The organism is Microbacterium sp. NPDC028030 (assembly GCF_040637855.1).
In the GTDB taxonomy this organism is placed as follows: Bacteria; Actinomycetota; Actinomycetes; order Actinomycetales; family Microbacteriaceae; genus Microbacterium.
On the sequence record NZ_JBEZXF010000001.1, the window covers coordinates 835936 to 852580 of the forward strand.

Here is a 16645-nt window from a genome sequence, read left to right on the forward strand (position 1 = left end):
TCACCAGCGGGGGAGACATGACAGACATCGATCAGGCGCCGAGTGCCGTGAAGTCCGCCGGGCGGGCGCTCGAGATCATCGAGCACCTCGCCGACACGGAGGCGCAGACCTTCCCCGAGCTGCTGAGTGCGCTGGGGCTTCCGCGGTCGAGTGCACACGGCCTGCTCCGAACCCTGGTCGCCGCGGGCTGGGTCGAGCTCGACCCGGTGAGCAAGCGCTATTCCCTGGGTCTCAAGGCATGGCAGATCGGACAGCGCTACGACGGGCACCGCCTTCTGCTCGAGTCCGGCCCCGCCCTCATGCGCGCCCTCACCGACCAGACCGGGGAGACCGTGCAGATGGCGCGGCTCGACGGTGTGGAGAACGTCTACATCGCGATCAGCCCCTCGCCGAACCCGATGCGGCTGGCCTCGAACGTGGGGATGCGGCTGCATGCGCACGCCACGGGGATCGGGAAGGCGCTGCTGAGCACGCTCGACGACGACGACGCCTCCCGTCGGCTCCGTCAGGTCGTGATCCCGCGGCTGACGAGTCGGACGATCACCGATCCCGACGACATCCTCGCCGTGATCGCGAAGGGGCGGGATGTGGGGTTCTTCGTCGACGACGAGGAGTTCATCGACGGATGCCGGTGCGTCGCGATGCCGGTGACGTGGCCCGAGGAGACCGGGGTCGCTGCCGCGCTGAGCGTGACGATGCCGACCAGCCGCACCGACGATCGCTGGCCGCACTCGATGGTCGAGCCGCTGCGGCGCACGGTGCTCCGCATGCGCGAGGAGATGCACCTTCCGGGCATCGCGCGCGTGCATGGTGACTAGGCTGGTGCCGTGCTTCTCAGCGATCGCGACATCAGGGCAGAACTCGCATCCGGCCGGATCGGCCTCGAACCGCACGAGCAGGAGATGATCCAGCCGTCGAGCATCGATGTGCGCCTCGACCGCTATTTCCGGCTGTTCGACAACCACAAGTACCCCTTCATCGACCCGTCGGTGGATCAGCCGGAGCTCACGCGCCTGATCGAGGTCGACCCCGATGAGCCGTTCATCCTGCATCCGGGCGAGTTCGCTCTCGGTGCGACCTTCGAGCAGGTCACGCTGCCGGACGATGTCGCCGCCCGGCTCGAGGGCAAGTCGTCGCTCGGCCGCCTCGGCCTGATCACGCACTCCACGGCGGGTTTCATCGACCCCGGGTTCACCGGGCACGTGACGCTCGAGCTCGCGAACGTCGCGACGCTGCCCATCAAGCTGTGGCCGGGCATGAAGATCGGGCAGCTCTGCTTCTTCCGCCTGACCTCGCCCGCCGAGAACCCCTACGGCTCCGGCCCGTACGGCAACCGCTACCAGGGGCAGCGCGGGCCGACGGCTTCGCGGTCGTTCCAGAACTTCCATCGGACGGATGTCGGAGTCACCGACGTCGGAGCAGTCGGAGGCTGACATGAGCGACAGCGGCGGAACCCACCCGGAAGAGCCGGCCTCCCCTGAGGAGCCGTCGATCCCGCCCGCCGATGTCGTCATCCCCCCGCCTCCACCCGAGATCCCCATTCCAGAGGGCCTGTTGGCGGCCCCACCGTCGGCGGACATCCCCGCGGCGGATGCGGTGATCCCGTCGCCGCCGGCGGAGACGCGACGGCGCTCAGATCGGCCGCGTCCGACTCCGGCGATCCTCGAAGGTGAACCGCCCGCCGCCGTGGCGGACGACTGGGCGCAGCCGTCCGTCGCTCCCGAGGTGCCGACGTCCGGCGGCTACGGCGGGCTCACGGTCGCGATCTTCGTCTTCCTGTTCCTGCTCCTCATCGGCGCGGTCGTGCTGATCGTGTTCCTGGTGAACGTCGTCGGCTTCCCCTTCGCGGGCGGCGACGTCGCGGTGCACGAACTCGCCGCAGCCCTGTCGGCCGCGGTCGCAGCCTGATCACTCCGGGTGCGGGCCGGACGGCAGTAGGGCGTGCGTCGCCGGGGAGTCCGCTCGTCCGTCCAAGGCCGCCCGCTGGTGGGCCGCATAGGCGGTGCCCCACCGGGTCATCTCGGTCAGCAGTTGCGCGGAGCTCGCACCGAGTTCGCTCAGCCGGTACTCGACCTTGGGCGGCACCTCCCGGTACACGGTGCGCGTGATGAGCCCGTCCTCTTCGAGCTCGCGCAGCTGACGGGTGAGCACCCGCGCCGTGGGGTCCTGCAGCAGGCGGCCGAGTTCGCCGAAGCGCAGCACGCCGTGCTCGCCGAGCAGGGTGAGGATGCTCGGCTTCCAGGCCCCGCCGAGCACCGCGATCGATACCTCGGCGTCGCACGTGTCCGTCCACTCGCGGACGATCCGCTCGGTCTTCTCGCGCATCGCGGGCTCCTTGGTATCCAAAAGGTCAGTACGTATCCGAAATGACCGTACTTGCGGCACTTGTGTGTACTTTACAGACTGAGCAGGTGACAACCACCCCCACTCTCATCGGCACCCGGTCTTCTCTCCGTCTCTGGTTCGCGATGGTCCCCCTGCTGCTGGGCGTGCTCATCGGCGCGCTCGCGATCAGCAGCGTCTCGACCGCTCTCCCCGCGATCCGCGGCGACCTCGCCCTGACGCCGACCGCGGGACTCTGGCTCGTCGACGTGTACGCGCTCTCCTTGGCCGCCACCCTGATCCTCGCGGCCCGGATCGGCGACGCCTTCGGGCGCAAGAGCATCATCCTGATCGGCCTCGCGGGGTTCGCGGTGCTCAACGTCGTCGGCGGCATCGCCGCCGACGGGATGCTGCTCATCGTGGTCCGCGCCCTGCTGGGTGTCGCCGAGGCGTTCGTCGTCGCCGGCGTCGTCGCGACGATCGGGGCCACGTTCCACGCCCGAGAGCGCGTGCTCGCCTATGGGCTCTGGACGGCGACGTTCGGCACGGGAAGCGCGCTGGGGCCGGTGCTCGGCGGGCTGCTGGCCGAGGGGCCGGGATGGCGGTGGCTGCTTCTCGGGAGCGTGCCCCTCGCAGTGATCGCCGGAGCACTCGCCGTGTGGCTCGTCCCGGACTCGCGCAGCTCGCAGCAGCCCTCGTGGGACGTGCCGAGCATCCTGTCGTCGATCGTCGCCCTCGGAGCCCTCGTCTATGCGCTGCACGAGGCGCTCGCATCACCCCTCTCCGCGATCGTCGCGGCGGCGGTGTCGGCTCTCGTGCTGGTGTACTTCGTCCGCAGGCAGCGACGGCTCCGCGACCCGCTCATCGACATGGGCGTGTTCCAGGTGCCGGGCTTCAGCCCTGCGATCATCCGCATCCTCGTGAGCAGCGGGGCCTCGGCCGCATCCGTGCTCCTGGTCAGCCTGCACCTGCAGGACAACCGAGGGCAGAGCGCCGCCGAGGCCGGCGTCGCGCTGCTCCCGCAGGCCGTCGCCATCGCGATCGGAGGGGTCGTGGCGCCGCTCGCGCTGCGCTGGCTGTCGGCGAACGCGCTCACGGTGCTGGCGCTCGTGCTGCAGGCGGGCGGTCTGGTCTGGCTCGCCTTCGACCCTGCCGTCGTGGCCGTCCCGCTCGTGCTGGTGGGACTCGGCTTCGGGGTCGGCGCGACGCTCGCGGCGACCGCCCTGTTCGAGGTGACGACCGTGGATCAGGCCGGGCAGGTGGGTGCGATTCAGGAGGTCGGGTTCGCGCTCGGAGGCGGGCTCGGCATCGCCGTGTTCGGCACCATCGCCGCTGTCCTCATCACGGGCGGATTCGTCGCGGCGGTGCTCGCCGCAGCCGCCGTGGTCGCAGCGGCGGCGATCGTGCCGCTGCTGCGGCGTCGGTCGCGCTGATCCGCACGGTCGTTGCGCGCGGTGGTGCCCAGCGCGTCCACGCCATCGACACCGCCGACGACGAGCGCGACCACCGCGTCGAGCACGTCATCCGCCGACAGCACTCGGGTATGACCGAGGCCTTCGGTGCGCAGCAGGCGAGAGCGCTCGCCGTGGGCGGCATGCAGTCGGAGCGCATCGGCATCGGGCATCCGTCGGTCGCCGCGATCGTGCACCACCAGCAGGTCGGTTTCCGCCGGGAGCGGATGTCGCACGGCGTCGTACCGCTCAGAGACCGCTGCCTGATCCATCCCGAGCCGCCGCTGGAATCGCTCGGTCAGGCGGGCGGTGGTCCCGGCGTCGAGGCGGAGCTCCCTGGCGAACTCCGCGAGGAAGGCGTCCGGGCTCGCGGCTCCGGCGATCGCGGCCACCGCCGGCGCCGGCGCACTCGACCGCGCGAGGGTCGAGGCGGCCAGGGCGCCGAACGAGTGACCGACGATCGCGGCGAACGCGCCGTGCCGGACCTGGAGCTGCTCTGCGGCGTCGATCCAGTCGCGGATGTCGGTGCGGCGACCGGCGGAGGAGCCGTGTGCGGGAGCATCGAACGCGACCACGCGAAGGCCTTCGGCGACCAGCTCTCGCACGAGCGGAGCGAACTGCGACGCCCGACCGCGCCATCCGTGCAGGAGCAGCACCGTGCGTGCACCCGCCCCCCACTCGTAGGTCGTGACGTCGATGCCGCGCACCTGCAGGCTTCCGCGCCTCGCATCGCCGTGGGTCGGCGCGTCCGCCGCGCGCACCGGCATCCGCGGCGCCGTGGTGAAGAAGAGGCGGTAGGCGAGATCGCCGGAGAGGGCGGGGGAGACGGTGGCGGCCAGAGGGATGCTGCGGGCCAGGAGTGCGGGAACGAACGGCATGGGGGCTCCTTCGCCAGAACAATACGAACGATCATACGTATACTAGGCGAACGATCGTTCGTATACTAGGGGCATGTCGAAGAACGTGGTCCTCGACGGGCGGAGAGCCCGCGGCGATGCCTCGCGCCGGATCGTGCTGCAGAGTGCGACCGATCTCGCCTCGGTCGAGGGCCTCGACGGTTTGACCATCGGCCGCCTCGCCGAGGCCTCGGGCTCGAGCAAGAGCAGCATCGCGACGCTGTTCCAGAGCAAGGAGGGTCTGCAGCTGGCGACGGTCGCGGCCGCGCGGGAGATCTTCACCGCGCAGATCGTCGAGCCGGCCAGGCAGCAGCCACGTGGGGTGCGTCGAGTCGCGGCACTGCTGCGCAACGCGCTCGCCTATTCGAAGGACCGCATCTTCACCGGAGGCTGCTTCTTCGCCGCGACCGCCGCCGACGTCGACTCCAAGTCCGGGCCGGTGAGCGATGCGGTGCGGGCGGCACTGACCGACTGGTACGGCTACATCGAGGTCCAGCTCCGACACGCCGTCGACGCCGGTGAACTCGATGCCGACGTCGAGGTGCTGGCGTTCGAACTGGTCGCGCTGAACGAGGAGGCGAACTCCCGGTCGCTGCTCCTCGACGACGAGCGGCCCTACGCGCTCGCTGCTGCGGCGATGGGGGGGCGACTGCGTGCCGCCGGCGCGGATGACGCCGTCCTGGCGCTGCTGAATCTCTGAGACGAAACGCCCCACCCGGAGATGTCGGGGTGGGGCGTTTCGCACAGGTGTTTCCGTGTGATTCAGGCGTCGCGTCCGCGGGTGAAGCCGGCGTCGAACCCGCGCTCGAACGCGTGCTGCGCGATCCGCGCGGCACGGTGCGGGCCGTGTCCGCCGTGTCCGTGGCCGCGGCCGTGGCCGTGGTCGCCACGCCCGGGGTGCCCGTGGCGGCGGCCCTCCTCGTCGCAGCCGCGTCCGTGTCCCGGTCCGAAGCCGTGTCCGTGCTCCGGCCCGAAGCCGTGACCGTCCTCCCCGCCGGGTCCGTGCTCGGGCCCGAAGTCGCGACCGAAGCCGCGACCGAAGGGGCGACCGAAACCGCCGGGGAAGCCGCGTCCGTGGCGTGGTCCGCCGAAGCCGTGACGGCGTCCTCGACCGCGGGGAAGAGCGGTGCCCTCCTCCCAGCCGAATGCCCGTGCGATCTTCTCGAGCGAGGCGAGCGTGGTGGCCATCTCCTCGTCGGAGACAGCGGCCGACACCTTCGCACGGATGCCGTCGACGATCGCGCCGAGGCGCTCCTTCGCCGCGCGGCCGTCGTCGGTGAGTGTCCAGCCGTCACCTTCGGGGGTGACCCAGCCGCGCTCGACCAGGCCGTGCAGCTTGTGCGCGTTCAGCGGGCGGTCGGACGCGACCGTGCCGTCGATGATGTTGAGGATCCGCCAGTCGCGGCGGCTCGCGTGTTCACCGTCGAAGGCGGTCGCGAACTCCGAGGCCATGAGGCGGTCGGCGGCCTTGAGCCAGTAGCCGAACGGGCGGGAGGTGGTCTGGGGGTTCTGTGATTCTGAGGTGTTCATGGGAAGTCCTTTGGTTGTCAGTGTGCATGTGAATGTCACAGTGCATGTACATGTAGTGTGACATGTAGTGCCAATGTATGTCAAGTCGCATGTAAAATCGGATCGTGACCACCGACCCGAACGGCGCCGAACCGCACGACCCTGCCGAGCAGGACCCCGCCGAAGCCATCGCGCAGGCGCTGGCCCGCCTGCGTGGTCGTCGTCCGGGAGAGCGCGGCCCGGGTGGGCGAGGCTCCGCCGATCGCGGTCGCGGTCACGGCGGCCCGCACGGCTGGCACGGGGGTCCGCACCAAGGTCCGCGCGGCGACGACGCCCGCGACCACTTCGACCACCACCGCGGTCACCCCGGCATGCCCCCCTGGATGACCGACCCGTCCGGTCGTCTGGGCGGACCCGCTCGCATGCGCATGCTCGAAGCTCTGGCCGCGGCGTCCGCTCCGCTCAGCGTCAGCGACCTCGGTATCGCGATCGGCGTCGATCAGCCGCGGGCCTCACGGCTCGTGCAGCAGGGTGTCGATCACGGCTTCGTGCGGCGCGAAGCCGACCCCGACGACGCACGACGCACCCGTATCGCCCTCACAGACGAGGGTCGCAAGCTCGCCAGGGGCATGCGCGGTGAGCGTCGCGAGATGCTCACGACCGCTCTCGCGACCTTCAGCGACGAGGAGCGCCTCGAGCTCGCCCGGCTGCTGAACAAGCTCGCCGACAACTGGCGCGCCTGAGGTCAGACGGCGGCGAAGTCGAGGGAGGGTTCGTCGTCGACCGAGAGCGACAGTACGACCGTCTCCACGGCCTCGTGTGCCTCGATCCGCCGCTCCACGTCGCGCAGCCGTCGGGCGACATCGTGTTCGCGGGCGTCGCCGGCGAGGTCGACCTCGGCCACGAGGAACAGCCGGTTCGGGCCCACGTACTCGATGTGCAGGTAGGTGACCCGCTCGATCTCCGGCATCCCGAGCAGCGCGGCGCCGACGCGGGAGCGCAGCTTCGGCGCCACGGTGGTGCCGACGAGGAAGGCGATGTTGCGCCCGATGAGGATCACGGCCACGACGCCGAGCAGGATGCCGACGAGGATCGACCCGATCGCATCCCAGGCGGCGACGCCGGTGACCTGGTGCAGCAGGATCGAACCTCCGGCGAGCACCAGGCCGATCAGCGCGGCGGAGTCCTCGAAGAACACGGCACGCAGCGTGGTGTCGCTGGTCTCGAGCACGAAGTCCCAGGTGGATGAGCCGCGCTCCTTGGCGAGCCGGCGCGAGCGGACCATCGCCTGCGTGAACGATGCCCCTTCCAGCACGAACGCGATCGCCAGCACGACGTACGCCACCACCGGGCTCTCGACCGGGCCCGTGTCGGACAGCTCCTGGATGCCGTGCATGATCGACACGATCGACCCGGCCGTGAAGATGCCGAACGCGGCCACGAGAGACCATACGAAGGCGTTGCGTCCGTATCCCAGGGGATGCCGCGCATCCTTCATCTTCGCGCCGCGGCGGTCGGCGATGAGCAGGAAGACCTCGTTGCCCGCATCCGCCCATGAGTGCGCGGCCTCGGCCACCATCGACGCCGAGGACGTGATGACCGCGGCGACCGTCTTCGCGATCGCGACGAGCACGTTGGCGAAGAAGGCGAGGATGACGGTCACGCGGTCAGGCTACTCCCGCGGGGAGCCTTGACGGGGAGCAGGAGCAGGAAGCCGGCGATCAGCACGACCACGATGCCGAGGATGCCGAACGCGGTCTGGTCCGTCAGCACGATGAGCACGGTCCAGGCGCCGGAGGCCATCCAGCTCGCCGCCCGGCCCGTCGTGGCGTAGAGACCGAAGATCTCACCCTCGCGCCCGGCCGGGGTGACCCTGGCGAGGAACGAACGCGCTGCCGCCTGGGCGGGCCCCACGAACGCGCACAGGATGAGGCCGCCGACCCAGAACACCGTGGCCCCGCCATCGCGCAGGAAGAACACCGCGAGGCCCGCGACGATCATCGACCCGATCGAGGTGAGGATGATGCGCTTCGGTCCGAGGCTGTCGTCCAGGCGACCGGCGGCGATCGTCGAGACTCCGGCGATCAGGTTCGCCGCGATGCCGAAGATGATGATGTCCTGCGTTCCGAACTTGAACACGGCGGTGCCGATGATCGCGCCGAAGGCGAACACGCCGCCAAGTCCGTCGCGGAACACCGCGCTCGCGAGCAGGTACCAGAAGGTGGGTCGCATCTCCTCGCTGCGGTAGAGACCGGCGACGTCCTTCACCAGCAGGGCGTACGAGGCGAAGAAGCCGACCTTGCGCTCGGGGCGTCCGAGCGACGGCTCCGGCACGTTCAGGAAGATCGGGATGCTGAAGACGATGGCCCACACCGCGCAGCCGACCGCGATCAACCGGTACGCGAGGCCGTTGTCGGTGGACATGCCGAACCAGTCGAACGTGTCGAGCACGACGACGATCACGAGGGCGATGATGCCGCCGAGGTAGCCGAAGCCCCAGCCGAGCCCGGAGATCCGGCCCACGTTCTTGGGGTTCGCGATCCCGATGAGCATCGCGTTGGAGTTCACCGCGGCGATTTCCTGGAACACCGTCGCCGCCGAGATCAGTGCGACGCCCAGCCAGAACAGGCTCGGGGTCGGTTCGACGAACCACAGCCCCAGCATGCAGAGGATCAGGGCGCCGGTGCCGATCCCGAGCCAGAGCTTCTGTCGTCCCGCGGCATCCGCCCGCTGACCGAGCACGGGGGCGAGGAGCAGGATGCCGAACGCGGCGATGGTCGACCCGAGTCCGAGTCCCGAGGCGAGGTCGGCCTCTGCGGCGAGTCGGACCGGGTCCCTCTCATCGAGCGCGGCGACGTCGGCGGGCAGGAAGCCCTCGCCGACCAGGTACAGCGCCGTGAACACGAAGGTGAGGATCACGGTGTTGAAGGGCTGCGTCGCCCAGTCCCACAGTGCCCAGGAGTACACCTGCTTCTTCGGTGCGGGCGTCTCGCCCCGCAGGTCGAGGCCGACGACGGCGACGGCGCCGCTGTTGGCAGTCGCCACGGGCTCGGGGACGCCGTGGCGAGGTTCGGGTTCGCTCATGTTCGAAGTCTGGCCGCGCCGGGTGAACGGCCGGTGACGGCGCGCCGTGTCAGAGCGCGGGTCCGCGACGGATGCGTGTGGGAGCGGCGCATATGTCTGCGCTCCGGGCGTCGCAGAAGCTTCGTGAGAGAGGGCGCGCTTGATGCGCGCTATCTACTCGTGTAGAGTCCGGAGCATGCAGATGATCCCGACCCACTTCACGCTCGACACCGACATCGGGACGGATGTCGACGATCTGCTCGCGATCGCGATGATCCTCGGCAGCCCGGAACTGGAGCTCGAGGCCGTCTGCACCGTCTACGGCGATGTGCACCTGCGTGCCCAGATCGTCGCGGCCGTCTTCGCGACGATAGGCCGCCCCGCCCCGCCCATCGCTCTGGGAGAGCGCGAGACCCGCTCCGGTCGGGAGGTGTGGTGGCCCGGGCACGAGGGCGAGACCATCGACGGTCTCGCCGCCCACACCTACAGCGCCGACCGCGACGGCGTCGCCGAACTCGCTCGAGCGGACACCGTGGCCGCGATCGGCCCCCTCACGGATGTCGCTGCCGCGGTCGAGGCGAGCGGGCACCGCATCCGCCGCATCGTCATGATGGGCGGCGAATTCGATGCAGGCATCGTGGAGCACAACATCCGGTGCGACATCGCCGCGGCCGATGCGGTCTTCCGCTCGGGTGTGCCCGTCGTGGCGGTGGGGCTCGAGCAGACGGAACGGATCCGGCTCGCTCACGCCGAGCTCGACCGCATCGCCGAGGCCGGGCCGCTGGGCGCGATGATCGGCGCCGAGATGCGTCGCTTCTGGTCTTTCGCCGCGCAGGACCACAATGTTCCGCACGACCCCATCGCGGTGCTCATGCTCGCCCGACCGGACCTCTTCGAGCTCGCGCGCGGGGAGATCTCGGTGCAGCTCGATGGCGCCGACGCCGGTATGACGGGTTTCGTCCGCTCGGAATCCGGACCCCACTCGATCGTCGTCGACATGGACGTGGATGCCGTCGCCACCGAGATCCTCGAATGCATTCTGCGCGGCGCCCGCCTCCGCTCCTGACCTTCGTTTCACCCGCACCCGAACCACCACTCAATGAGGAGAGAACCATGAAGACCACAGCATTGCGTCTCGGTGCCTTCGCCACGGCACTGACCGTCGGCGCCGTCGGCCTCGCCGCCTGCGCACCGGCCGATTCAGGATCGGACTCCGACTCCGGTTCCGGCGAGAAGGTCACTCTGACCTTCGCGAACGCGGACCCGGCGGAGACCTGGGCGCTGGTGATCGACGCGTTCGAGAAGTCGCACCCCGACATCACCGTCAAGCAGCTCAACATCCCCTACGCCCAGTACACGAGCACGATAAACCAGCGCATGACCGGCGGCGGAGGAGACATCGACCTCATGGTGGTCGATGCCGGCGGTGCCGTGCTCGATTGGGCGAACCGGCGCTTCCTCGCCGACATCTCCGATCTCAAGGACGATGCGGTCGACGCCGCCGTCAGCGAGGACATGGTCACCGCGCGTGAGGCGGACGGCAAACTCTATGCGCTCGAGACATGGACGACGTCGCAGTTCCTGTACTACAACCCCGACATCCTCGCTGCGGCAGGGGTCGAACCGCCGAGTGGCGATCCCACGGAACCCTGGACATACGAAGAACTCACCGCTGCGGCGCAGAAGATCAAGGATGCGGGCGCCGCCGAGTATCCGTTCCTGTTCGACCAGTGGGACTCGTACTACCAGCTGCAGATGGTCGGAGTCTCTGCCGGTGGAGGTGACGGCATCGATGCCGACGGTGACGTCGACTTCTCGAACGACGGATGGCAGAAGGCCCTGACGTGGTACCACGACCTGTTCGAGGACGGGTTGTCGCCCCGGGGGATCACGAACGACAAGAACGGCGCCCTCTTCCAGACGGGCAAGGCAGGTTTCATCATCTCGGGACCATGGGGCGTGAACGTCGCCGAGGCCGGCGACATCTCCTACGGTGTCGCGCCGGCACCCTTCTTCGAGGGTGGCGAGCAGGCGACCTCCACCGACTCGTGGTCGGTCGCGATCTCGGCGAAGACCGCAAAGGAGGACGCAGCGCGGGAGTTCCTGGAGTACTTGACGATCGATCCGAAGGGAAATGCGGAGTCGGCCGAGGTTGCCGGCATCGCGCCGACGAACAAAGAGGCGTACGCGACCTATGCCGAGGACATGAGTGCGGTCGGAGGCGATGCGACGGCGAACTTCGGCGCCATCATGCAGTACCAGCTCGAGAACAACGCCGTGCATCGCCCCGGCGTCGTCGGCTACAGCGTGTTCGAGCCGGGCGCGAACCAGATGTTCTCCGACATCCGCAACGGTTCGGACCCGGCTGAGCGTGCGGCACAGGCCGACAAAGACATCGAGGCTCAGATCGCTCGACTCCAATGACGCGCTCCGGCGTGGCACGACCCTGCGACACCAGCGTGAGATGACATGAGCAGAACCCGCACACACCGACCCGCAGCGATCGAGGCATCGACCCCGGTCGCTGCGGGCGGCGACCTCCGTCCGCTCCGTCGCCGAAAGGCCCGGCGCATCACATACATCGCCATGGCCATGCTGGCGCCTGCGCTCGTCACGCTCGTGATGATGCGCGTCGTCCCGCTCGTCAGCGCCGTCGGCCTCAGCTTCCAGCACGTCTCGCTGGCGACGGGAGAGACCACGTTCGACGGCCTCGCGAACTACATCTACCTGTTCGGCGATCCGAACTTCCACTCGGTCCTGGTCGTGACGCTGGTGTTCAACCTGGTGCTCAACCCGGTCGTCGTCATCCTCTCGACGGCGCTGGCATTGCTGCTCGTGCAGAACATTCCGCTGGTGGGGCTGTGGCGATCCATGATCTTCGTACCGGCGGCGGTGCCTGGCGCCGTCGTCGCGCTGATCTGGAGCACTGCGCTGCAACCCGACGGTCTGGTCAACGGGATGCTGGAGGCGGTGGGGCTGCCCGCCCAGCCCTTCCTCACCTCGGCCAATCAGGCGGCGTTCTCGATCGGGATCATGGTGACGTGGGGTGCTCTCGGTTACTGGATGATCTTCATCATCGCCGGCCTCAAGGACATTCCGGGGTCTCTGTACGAGGCGGCCGCCCTCGACGGCGCCGGCTGGTGGCGTCGGCTCTTCGCCATCACTCTGCCGTTGCTGAAACGCCCAATGGCCTTCGTCCTGATCGCCTGCACGGTGGGGTCGTTCCTGCTGTTCGCGCCGGTCCAGATCCTCACGAAAGGCGGGCCGAACGGTTCGACGAACCTCATCATGTACGACATCTACAACCGCGCGTATCTCCTCGGCGATATGGGAGTCGGGCAGGCCGAAGTGGTCGTGCTGATGCTCATGCTCTCGGTGATCGTGCTGATCCAGTTCCGGCTCCTGAAGGAGGATCGTTCATGAGGCGAAAGCGCGGAGCGACCATCCTGCTCACCACGGCCGCGGCGCTGGTCGCCGTCTCGGTGTTTCTCCCGCTGTGGTGGGTCTTCGCCTCGTCGATGCGACCGGGCAACACCTACGTCGAGAACATGACGCCGTTGTCGTGGTTGGCCTTCATCCCCGTCGGCGGCGACTTCTCGAACTACTCCGCGCTGGGATCCGGGGCGTTTCTCCTCGGGCTGTTCAACAGCTTCCTCGTCGCGGGGCTGACCATCCTCGTCGGACTCGCGATTGCGATCCCGGCTGCCTATGCGCTGGCGACGATGGAGTTCCGCGGACGCGGAATCATCTTCAGCTTCATCATCATGGTCGCCATGATCCCCTTCGATGCGATCGCGATCCCCCTGTCGTCGCTGTTCCAAGGGTGGGGTCTCAGCGACTCCTATGCCGGGCTCGTCCTTCCGGCGCTGGCTAACGGATTCGCCATCTTCGTCCTCCGCCAGTTCTTCATGGGCGTGCCGGGCGAACTGATCGACGCGGCCGAAGTCGACGGACTCGGTCGATTCGGGACGCTGTGGCGGATCGTGCTTCCCCTGTCGAAGCCGGCGTTGATCGGCGCGGGCATGATGCTGTTCCTGTCTCAGTGGCAGGCGTACCTGTGGCCGCTTCTGATCGGCACATCGCCCGAGCGTCAGCTCGCCCCGATCGTGCTCGCGAACCTCAGCACGGCGTTCACGGTGGATCTGGGGCAGATCCTGGCGGGATCGTTCGTGCTCAGCGTCATCCCCATGGTTCTCCTGCTGTTCTTCCAGAAGCAGTACACCGAGTCCCTGTCGACGACGGGGTTGAAAGGATGACCGGGCGCATCGTCGTGGTCGGATCGCTGAACCTCGACAGCACGCTGCGAGTGGACCGCCTTCCCGAACCCGGGGAGACCCTGCACTCCGCTCCGGTTCTGAGGGCCCCGGGGGGCAAGGGGGCGAACCAAGCAGTCGCGGCTGCGCTCCTCGGCGGCAGAGTCGCGTTGATCGGAGCCGTGGGTGATGACGATGCGGGGCGCACGCTGGCGACGGCGGTGCGGGAGGCCGGCGTCGACGTCTCCGCCGTGCGTCAGGTCGCCGGGGCGACCGGGGAGGCGACGATCATCGTTGATCGCGGCGGGGAGAACGTGATCGTCGTCGACAGCGGCGTCAACGCACTCGTCGACCCGCGGCAGGTGCGGGAAGATCTCGTCGCGGGCGACGTCGTCGTGACGGGCAACGAGTTGTCCGATCCGGTCGTGGTCGCCGCCGCGGTTCGCGCTTCCGCCCTCGGTGCCGTCGTGGTGCACAACCCTTCGCCCTTCCGAGCGCTGCCCGAGGGGATGCCGCATCCGCAGGTGCTGGTCGTCAACGAGCATGAGTTCGCGCGCTTCGGGGGAGTGCTGCATGCGTCGGCGTCCGAGATGCCTCCCGCGCTGCGCGATGGAGCGGTGGTCGTGACCCGTGGATCACGGGGTGCTCTGGTGCTCGACGAAGGGGCGGTCACGTCGGTGGCGGCCGTTCGCGTCGATGCGGTGGACACGAGCGGATGCGGCGACGCGTTCCTCGGAGCCCTGGTCGAGCGGATCGCGGCAGGTGAGCCGCTCGTCGTTGCAGTACGGCGTGCGGTCCTGGTCGGCGCCTATGCCGCCACGCGCCGTGGTGCCCAGACGTCGTATCCGACCGCGAGCGACCTGGATGCGTGGGATGCCGAGTCGCGGCGGGAGGTCGAGTCCGCGGGCTAGCGGCGCTCGGCTCCGCATCCGCACGAGTCTCGCACGACGAGATCGACCGGGATCGTGAGGGGAGAGTGCTCCAGGCCTTTCTCGAGCACCGCGGCCAGGGCCGTCTCGGCGATGCGATGGATCGGCTGCTCGATCGCGGTGAGCGGGGGATCGCTGAACACGGCGTCCTCGGTGCCGTCGAAGGAGACCACCGCGAGATCCTTCGGGACGTCGAGGTGGAGCCGGCGCGCTGCGGCGAGCAGGCCCAGCGCCTGCACGTCGGAGGTCACGAACACGGCATCCGGTCGTCCCTCGCGGGAGAGCAGATCCAGCGCCGCCTCGAATCCGCCTGCGCGGGAGAATTCGCTCCGCACGATCAGGTCGTCGCCGGTCGGCAGGCCGGCAGCATCGAGTTCCTGCCGCCATCCCTGTTCGCGCTCCGAGACCCCGGGGGCGCCGAGCGGACCGCTCAGCAGAGCGATCCGTGTACGTCCGTGACCGATCAGGTGCGAGACGGCCGTGGCGGCGCCGCCACGGTCGTCCACGATGACCGAGAGCTGGCCGGGGCGGGACCGCTGATCGAGGAACACGGTCGGAGTCGTGCCCGTCTCGGCCACGGATGCGGGGTCGAGACTGACGATGACGAGCCCATCGATCTGGTGGCTCACGAGCGACTCGACCTGGGCCCGCTCGCGGTCGATGTCGTTGTCGGCGTCGCCGAGGAGGAGAGCGTATCCGGCCGTGAAGGCCTGCACGGACAGCTCCCGCGCGAGCGCGCCGAAGTAGGTGTTGCTCACGTCGGGCACCACGAGTCCCACGACTTGCGCGCTGCGCATCCGGAGCGCGCGCGCCACCGCATTCGGCCGGTAGTCGAGCTCGTCCATCGCGGCGAGGACCCGCGTCCTGGTGGACGCCGCGACCGGTCGCGGACCGTTGTTGACGACATAACTCACGACCGCTGTGCTCACGCCTGCGAGGCGGGCGACGTCGGTGCGCGTCGCGGCCCTGGCCGGTTGCTCTTGTGCATCCTGCTTCGGCACGGGTACTTCCTCTCCGGGGATGGCTCGAGTCAAGTATGTCTTCGTTCTGCGAGTCTATTCGAGTAGATTAACGCCATGTCCACCCCCGTGATCGTCGTGACCGACCTCTACCTGCCCCCGGAAGATCCGGGTGACAACTTCGATCTGGTCTTCCCGTTCGCCTCCGAGAGCATCGATCTGCGCGCGGTCATCCTCGATGTGTCGATCGAGAAGCGCGAGTCCGTCCGGGAAGGAGTGGTCGGGTATCCCGGGCCCCGTGACCCGGGGATCATCCCGGTGGCACAGCTCAATGCACTGTTCGGCACGAGGGTGCCGTACGCCGTCTCGCCCTTCGCCCGTATGCGCGACGTCGATGACGAGATGCGCGATGTCCCCGTCTTCCAGCAGCAGGGGCCGGAGTTGATCCTGGAGACGCTTCGGACATCGGACGAACCCGTGCACATCATGTCCTTCGGGTCGGCCAGGCCGATCGCCGTGGCTTTCAACCGCGACCCGGAGTTGATGCGCGAGAAAGTGGCGGCCGTGCACCTCTCCGCTGGTTCGACGACCCTCGACTACCTCGAATGGAACATCTACCTCGATCCGATCGCCGCGCGTCGGGTCGTCGACTCCGGGCTCCCGCTCGCACTCTATCCGTGCGCCTCGGCGGTCGACTGCTATACGCCCGACGTGCACAACACGGTCTGGTGGTTGGAGGATCTCGCCTGGATCGAGCGCATGCATCCGGCACTCCGCCGCTATCTCCTGTACGGGCTCGGTGGGGAGACGCGGATCGATTTCCTCCGGGCGCTCGACGAAGACCCCTCCCGTGCGGCGGCGGGGCGGGTCTACGGGCGGCGGCACGCCGTGTGGGAGACGGCGGCCTGGTTGATCGTCTCCGGTTCGGCAGTGGTGCGACGGGCCGACGGTACGCATCGGATCATCGACGAGGCAGAGTTCTCGGACGACGATGTCGTGATCACGAACGAGCTCGTCACCGCTCGGGTGATCACCCACGAGTCGGGGTTGTACACGTTCGACGTCGACGCGGACTCCGATGACCGCGTGCGGGTCTTCCGGCGCGATGATCCCGCAGAGTATGAGCGCGCCTTGCAGGAGGCGTTGCCTGCGCTCTACTGCGGATTCACGCCGCCCGAATGGCAGGGCTCCACGACCGGGGACGTGCGCGACCCGCGACCCCGTGCCTATGCGGGACCGCGAAACGACTGATCGGGCACCGTG

17 protein-coding genes and 1 pseudogene are annotated in these 16645 nt (G+C 68.8%); 12 read left to right on the top strand and 6 right to left on the bottom strand.

The annotated features are described in order from the left end of the window. Window positions 1-17: 17 nt before the first annotated feature. Genes AB0E56_RS04160 through AB0E56_RS04170 form a run of 3 tightly spaced genes read left to right on the top strand, consistent with a single transcriptional unit; the run spans window position 18 to window position 1908 of the window. Window positions 18-818 carry an IclR family transcriptional regulator gene (locus AB0E56_RS04160; RefSeq protein WP_359796873.1) on the top strand — a complete coding sequence of 267 codons (801 nt, stop codon included), beginning with the start codon at window positions 18-20 and terminating at the stop codon, window positions 816-818. A gap of 9 nt (window positions 819-827) precedes the next feature. Next, on the top strand, window positions 828-1433 hold the full coding sequence (dcd, locus tag AB0E56_RS04165; RefSeq protein WP_183151245.1) for a dCTP deaminase: 606 nt from the start codon (window positions 828-830) through the stop codon (window positions 1431-1433). A 1-nt stretch (window position 1434) separates the two neighbouring features. Beyond that, window positions 1435-1908, top strand: a complete 474-nt coding sequence (locus AB0E56_RS04170) for a hypothetical protein (protein ID WP_359796874.1) — start codon at window positions 1435-1437, stop codon at window positions 1906-1908. On the opposite strand, the gene AB0E56_RS04175 is transcribed toward AB0E56_RS04170, so the two are convergent. Continuing rightward, window positions 1909-2325 (bottom strand): helix-turn-helix domain-containing protein, encoded by a 417-nt coding sequence (locus tag AB0E56_RS04175; RefSeq protein WP_359796875.1) that lies wholly within the window; start codon window positions 2323-2325, stop codon window positions 1909-1911. It lies immediately after the preceding gene. 143 nt (window positions 2326-2468) lie between these two features. On the opposite strand from AB0E56_RS04175, the pseudogene AB0E56_RS04180 reads away from it, so the two are divergent. After that, window positions 2469-3569, top strand: a pseudogene (locus AB0E56_RS04180) (MFS transporter); the annotation flags it as partial. 23 nt (window positions 3570-3592) lie between these two features. Here the strand turns inward: AB0E56_RS04180 and AB0E56_RS04185 are convergent. Continuing rightward, the gene (locus tag AB0E56_RS04185) at window positions 3593-4651 is read right to left on the bottom strand and encodes an alpha/beta hydrolase (protein ID WP_359796877.1); all 1059 of its coding nucleotides are present in this window, start codon (window positions 4649-4651) and stop codon (window positions 3593-3595) included. A 73-nt stretch (window positions 4652-4724) separates the two neighbouring features. Here AB0E56_RS04185 and AB0E56_RS04190 point away from each other — a divergent pair, with 73 nt between their 5' ends. After that, window positions 4725-5369, top strand: a complete 645-nt coding sequence (locus AB0E56_RS04190; protein ID WP_359796878.1) for a TetR/AcrR family transcriptional regulator — start codon at window positions 4725-4727, stop codon at window positions 5367-5369. Between the two features lie 62 nt (window positions 5370-5431). Here AB0E56_RS04190 and AB0E56_RS04195 read toward each other — a convergent pair whose 3' ends face one another. Beyond that, entirely contained in the window at window positions 5432-6199 is a 768-nt protein-coding gene (locus tag AB0E56_RS04195; RefSeq protein WP_359796879.1) for a hypothetical protein, read from the bottom strand. Between the two features lie 104 nt (window positions 6200-6303). On the opposite strand from AB0E56_RS04195, the gene AB0E56_RS04200 reads away from it, so the two are divergent. Continuing rightward, on the top strand, window positions 6304-6921 hold the full coding sequence (locus AB0E56_RS04200) for a MarR family winged helix-turn-helix transcriptional regulator (RefSeq protein ID WP_359796880.1): 618 nt from the start codon (window positions 6304-6306) through the stop codon (window positions 6919-6921). Between the two features lie 2 nt (window positions 6922-6923). Here the strand turns inward: AB0E56_RS04200 and AB0E56_RS04205 are convergent, their stop codons facing one another. Together AB0E56_RS04205 and AB0E56_RS04210 are read right to left on the bottom strand one after the other, a co-directional pair. Further along, on the bottom strand, window positions 6924-7841 hold the full coding sequence (locus AB0E56_RS04205; RefSeq protein WP_359796881.1) for a cation diffusion facilitator family transporter: 918 nt from the start codon (window positions 7839-7841) through the stop codon (window positions 6924-6926). Continuing rightward, a complete protein-coding gene (locus AB0E56_RS04210) occupies window positions 7838-9262 on the bottom strand; it encodes an MFS transporter (protein ID WP_359796882.1) in 1425 nt (474 codons plus the stop codon). The genes AB0E56_RS04205 and AB0E56_RS04210 overlap by 4 nt, the downstream gene beginning before the upstream one ends. 175 nt (window positions 9263-9437) lie before the next feature. Here AB0E56_RS04210 and AB0E56_RS04215 point away from each other — a divergent pair, with 175 nt between their 5' ends. Genes AB0E56_RS04215 through AB0E56_RS04235 form a run of 5 tightly spaced genes read left to right on the top strand, consistent with a single transcriptional unit; the run spans window position 9438 to window position 14405 of the window. Further along, window positions 9438-10307 (top strand): nucleoside hydrolase, encoded by an 870-nt coding sequence (locus AB0E56_RS04215; RefSeq protein WP_359796884.1) that lies wholly within the window; start codon window positions 9438-9440, stop codon window positions 10305-10307. 47 nt (window positions 10308-10354) lie between these two features. Then, a complete protein-coding gene (locus AB0E56_RS04220) occupies window positions 10355-11665 on the top strand; it encodes a sugar ABC transporter substrate-binding protein (RefSeq protein WP_359796886.1) in 1311 nt (436 codons plus the stop codon). A 45-nt stretch (window positions 11666-11710) separates the two neighbouring features. Further along, window positions 11711-12664 (top strand): sugar ABC transporter permease, encoded by a 954-nt coding sequence (locus AB0E56_RS04225; protein WP_359796888.1) that lies wholly within the window; start codon window positions 11711-11713, stop codon window positions 12662-12664. Further along, complete coding sequence (locus AB0E56_RS04230; protein ID WP_359796890.1) at window positions 12661-13497, top strand: carbohydrate ABC transporter permease; 837 nt, start codon at window positions 12661-12663, stop codon at window positions 13495-13497. The genes AB0E56_RS04225 and AB0E56_RS04230 overlap by 4 nt, the downstream gene beginning before the upstream one ends. Next, entirely contained in the window at window positions 13494-14405 is a 912-nt protein-coding gene (locus AB0E56_RS04235) for a ribokinase (RefSeq protein ID WP_359796891.1), read from the top strand. Before AB0E56_RS04230 ends, AB0E56_RS04235 begins: the two co-directional genes overlap by 4 nt. On the opposite strand, the gene AB0E56_RS04240 is transcribed toward AB0E56_RS04235, so the two are convergent. Continuing rightward, window positions 14402-15424, bottom strand: coding sequence for a LacI family DNA-binding transcriptional regulator (locus AB0E56_RS04240; protein ID WP_359796893.1), 1023 nt, complete (start codon window positions 15422-15424; stop codon window positions 14402-14404). The genes AB0E56_RS04235 and AB0E56_RS04240 overlap by 4 nt on opposite strands. A 75-nt stretch (window positions 15425-15499) precedes the next feature. Between AB0E56_RS04240 and AB0E56_RS04245 the strand changes: the two genes are divergently transcribed. Continuing rightward, on the top strand, window positions 15500-16633 hold the full coding sequence (locus AB0E56_RS04245; protein ID WP_359796895.1) for a nucleoside hydrolase: 1134 nt from the start codon (window positions 15500-15502) through the stop codon (window positions 16631-16633). The last annotated feature ends 12 nt before the right edge of the window (window positions 16634-16645 follow it).

Coding starts and splice junctions, on each gene's coding strand:
- AB0E56_RS04220 (WP_359796886.1), top strand. CDS start 10,355: ATGAAGACCACAGCATTGCGTCTCGGTGCCTTCGCCACGGCACTGACC.
- AB0E56_RS04190 (WP_359796878.1), top strand. CDS start 4,725: ATGTCGAAGAACGTGGTCCTCGACGGGCGGAGAGCCCGCGGCGATGCC.
- AB0E56_RS04175 (WP_359796875.1), bottom strand. CDS start 2,325: ATGCGCGAGAAGACCGAGCGGATCGTCCGCGAGTGGACGGACACGTGC.
- AB0E56_RS04185 (WP_359796877.1), bottom strand. CDS start 4,651: ATGCCGTTCGTTCCCGCACTCCTGGCCCGCAGCATCCCTCTGGCCGCC.
- AB0E56_RS04195 (WP_359796879.1), bottom strand. CDS start 6,199: ATGAACACCTCAGAATCACAGAACCCCCAGACCACCTCCCGCCCGTTC.
- AB0E56_RS04160 (WP_359796873.1), top strand. CDS start 18: ATGACAGACATCGATCAGGCGCCGAGTGCCGTGAAGTCCGCCGGGCGG.
- AB0E56_RS04225 (WP_359796888.1), top strand. CDS start 11,711: ATGAGCAGAACCCGCACACACCGACCCGCAGCGATCGAGGCATCGACC.
- AB0E56_RS04210 (WP_359796882.1), bottom strand. CDS start 9,262: ATGAGCGAACCCGAACCTCGCCACGGCGTCCCCGAGCCCGTGGCGACT.
- AB0E56_RS04170 (WP_359796874.1), top strand. CDS start 1,435: ATGAGCGACAGCGGCGGAACCCACCCGGAAGAGCCGGCCTCCCCTGAG.
- AB0E56_RS04235 (WP_359796891.1), top strand. CDS start 13,494: ATGACCGGGCGCATCGTCGTGGTCGGATCGCTGAACCTCGACAGCACG.
- AB0E56_RS04245 (WP_359796895.1), top strand. CDS start 15,500: ATGTCCACCCCCGTGATCGTCGTGACCGACCTCTACCTGCCCCCGGAA.
- AB0E56_RS04230 (WP_359796890.1), top strand. CDS start 12,661: ATGAGGCGAAAGCGCGGAGCGACCATCCTGCTCACCACGGCCGCGGCG.
- AB0E56_RS04215 (WP_359796884.1), top strand. CDS start 9,438: ATGCAGATGATCCCGACCCACTTCACGCTCGACACCGACATCGGGACG.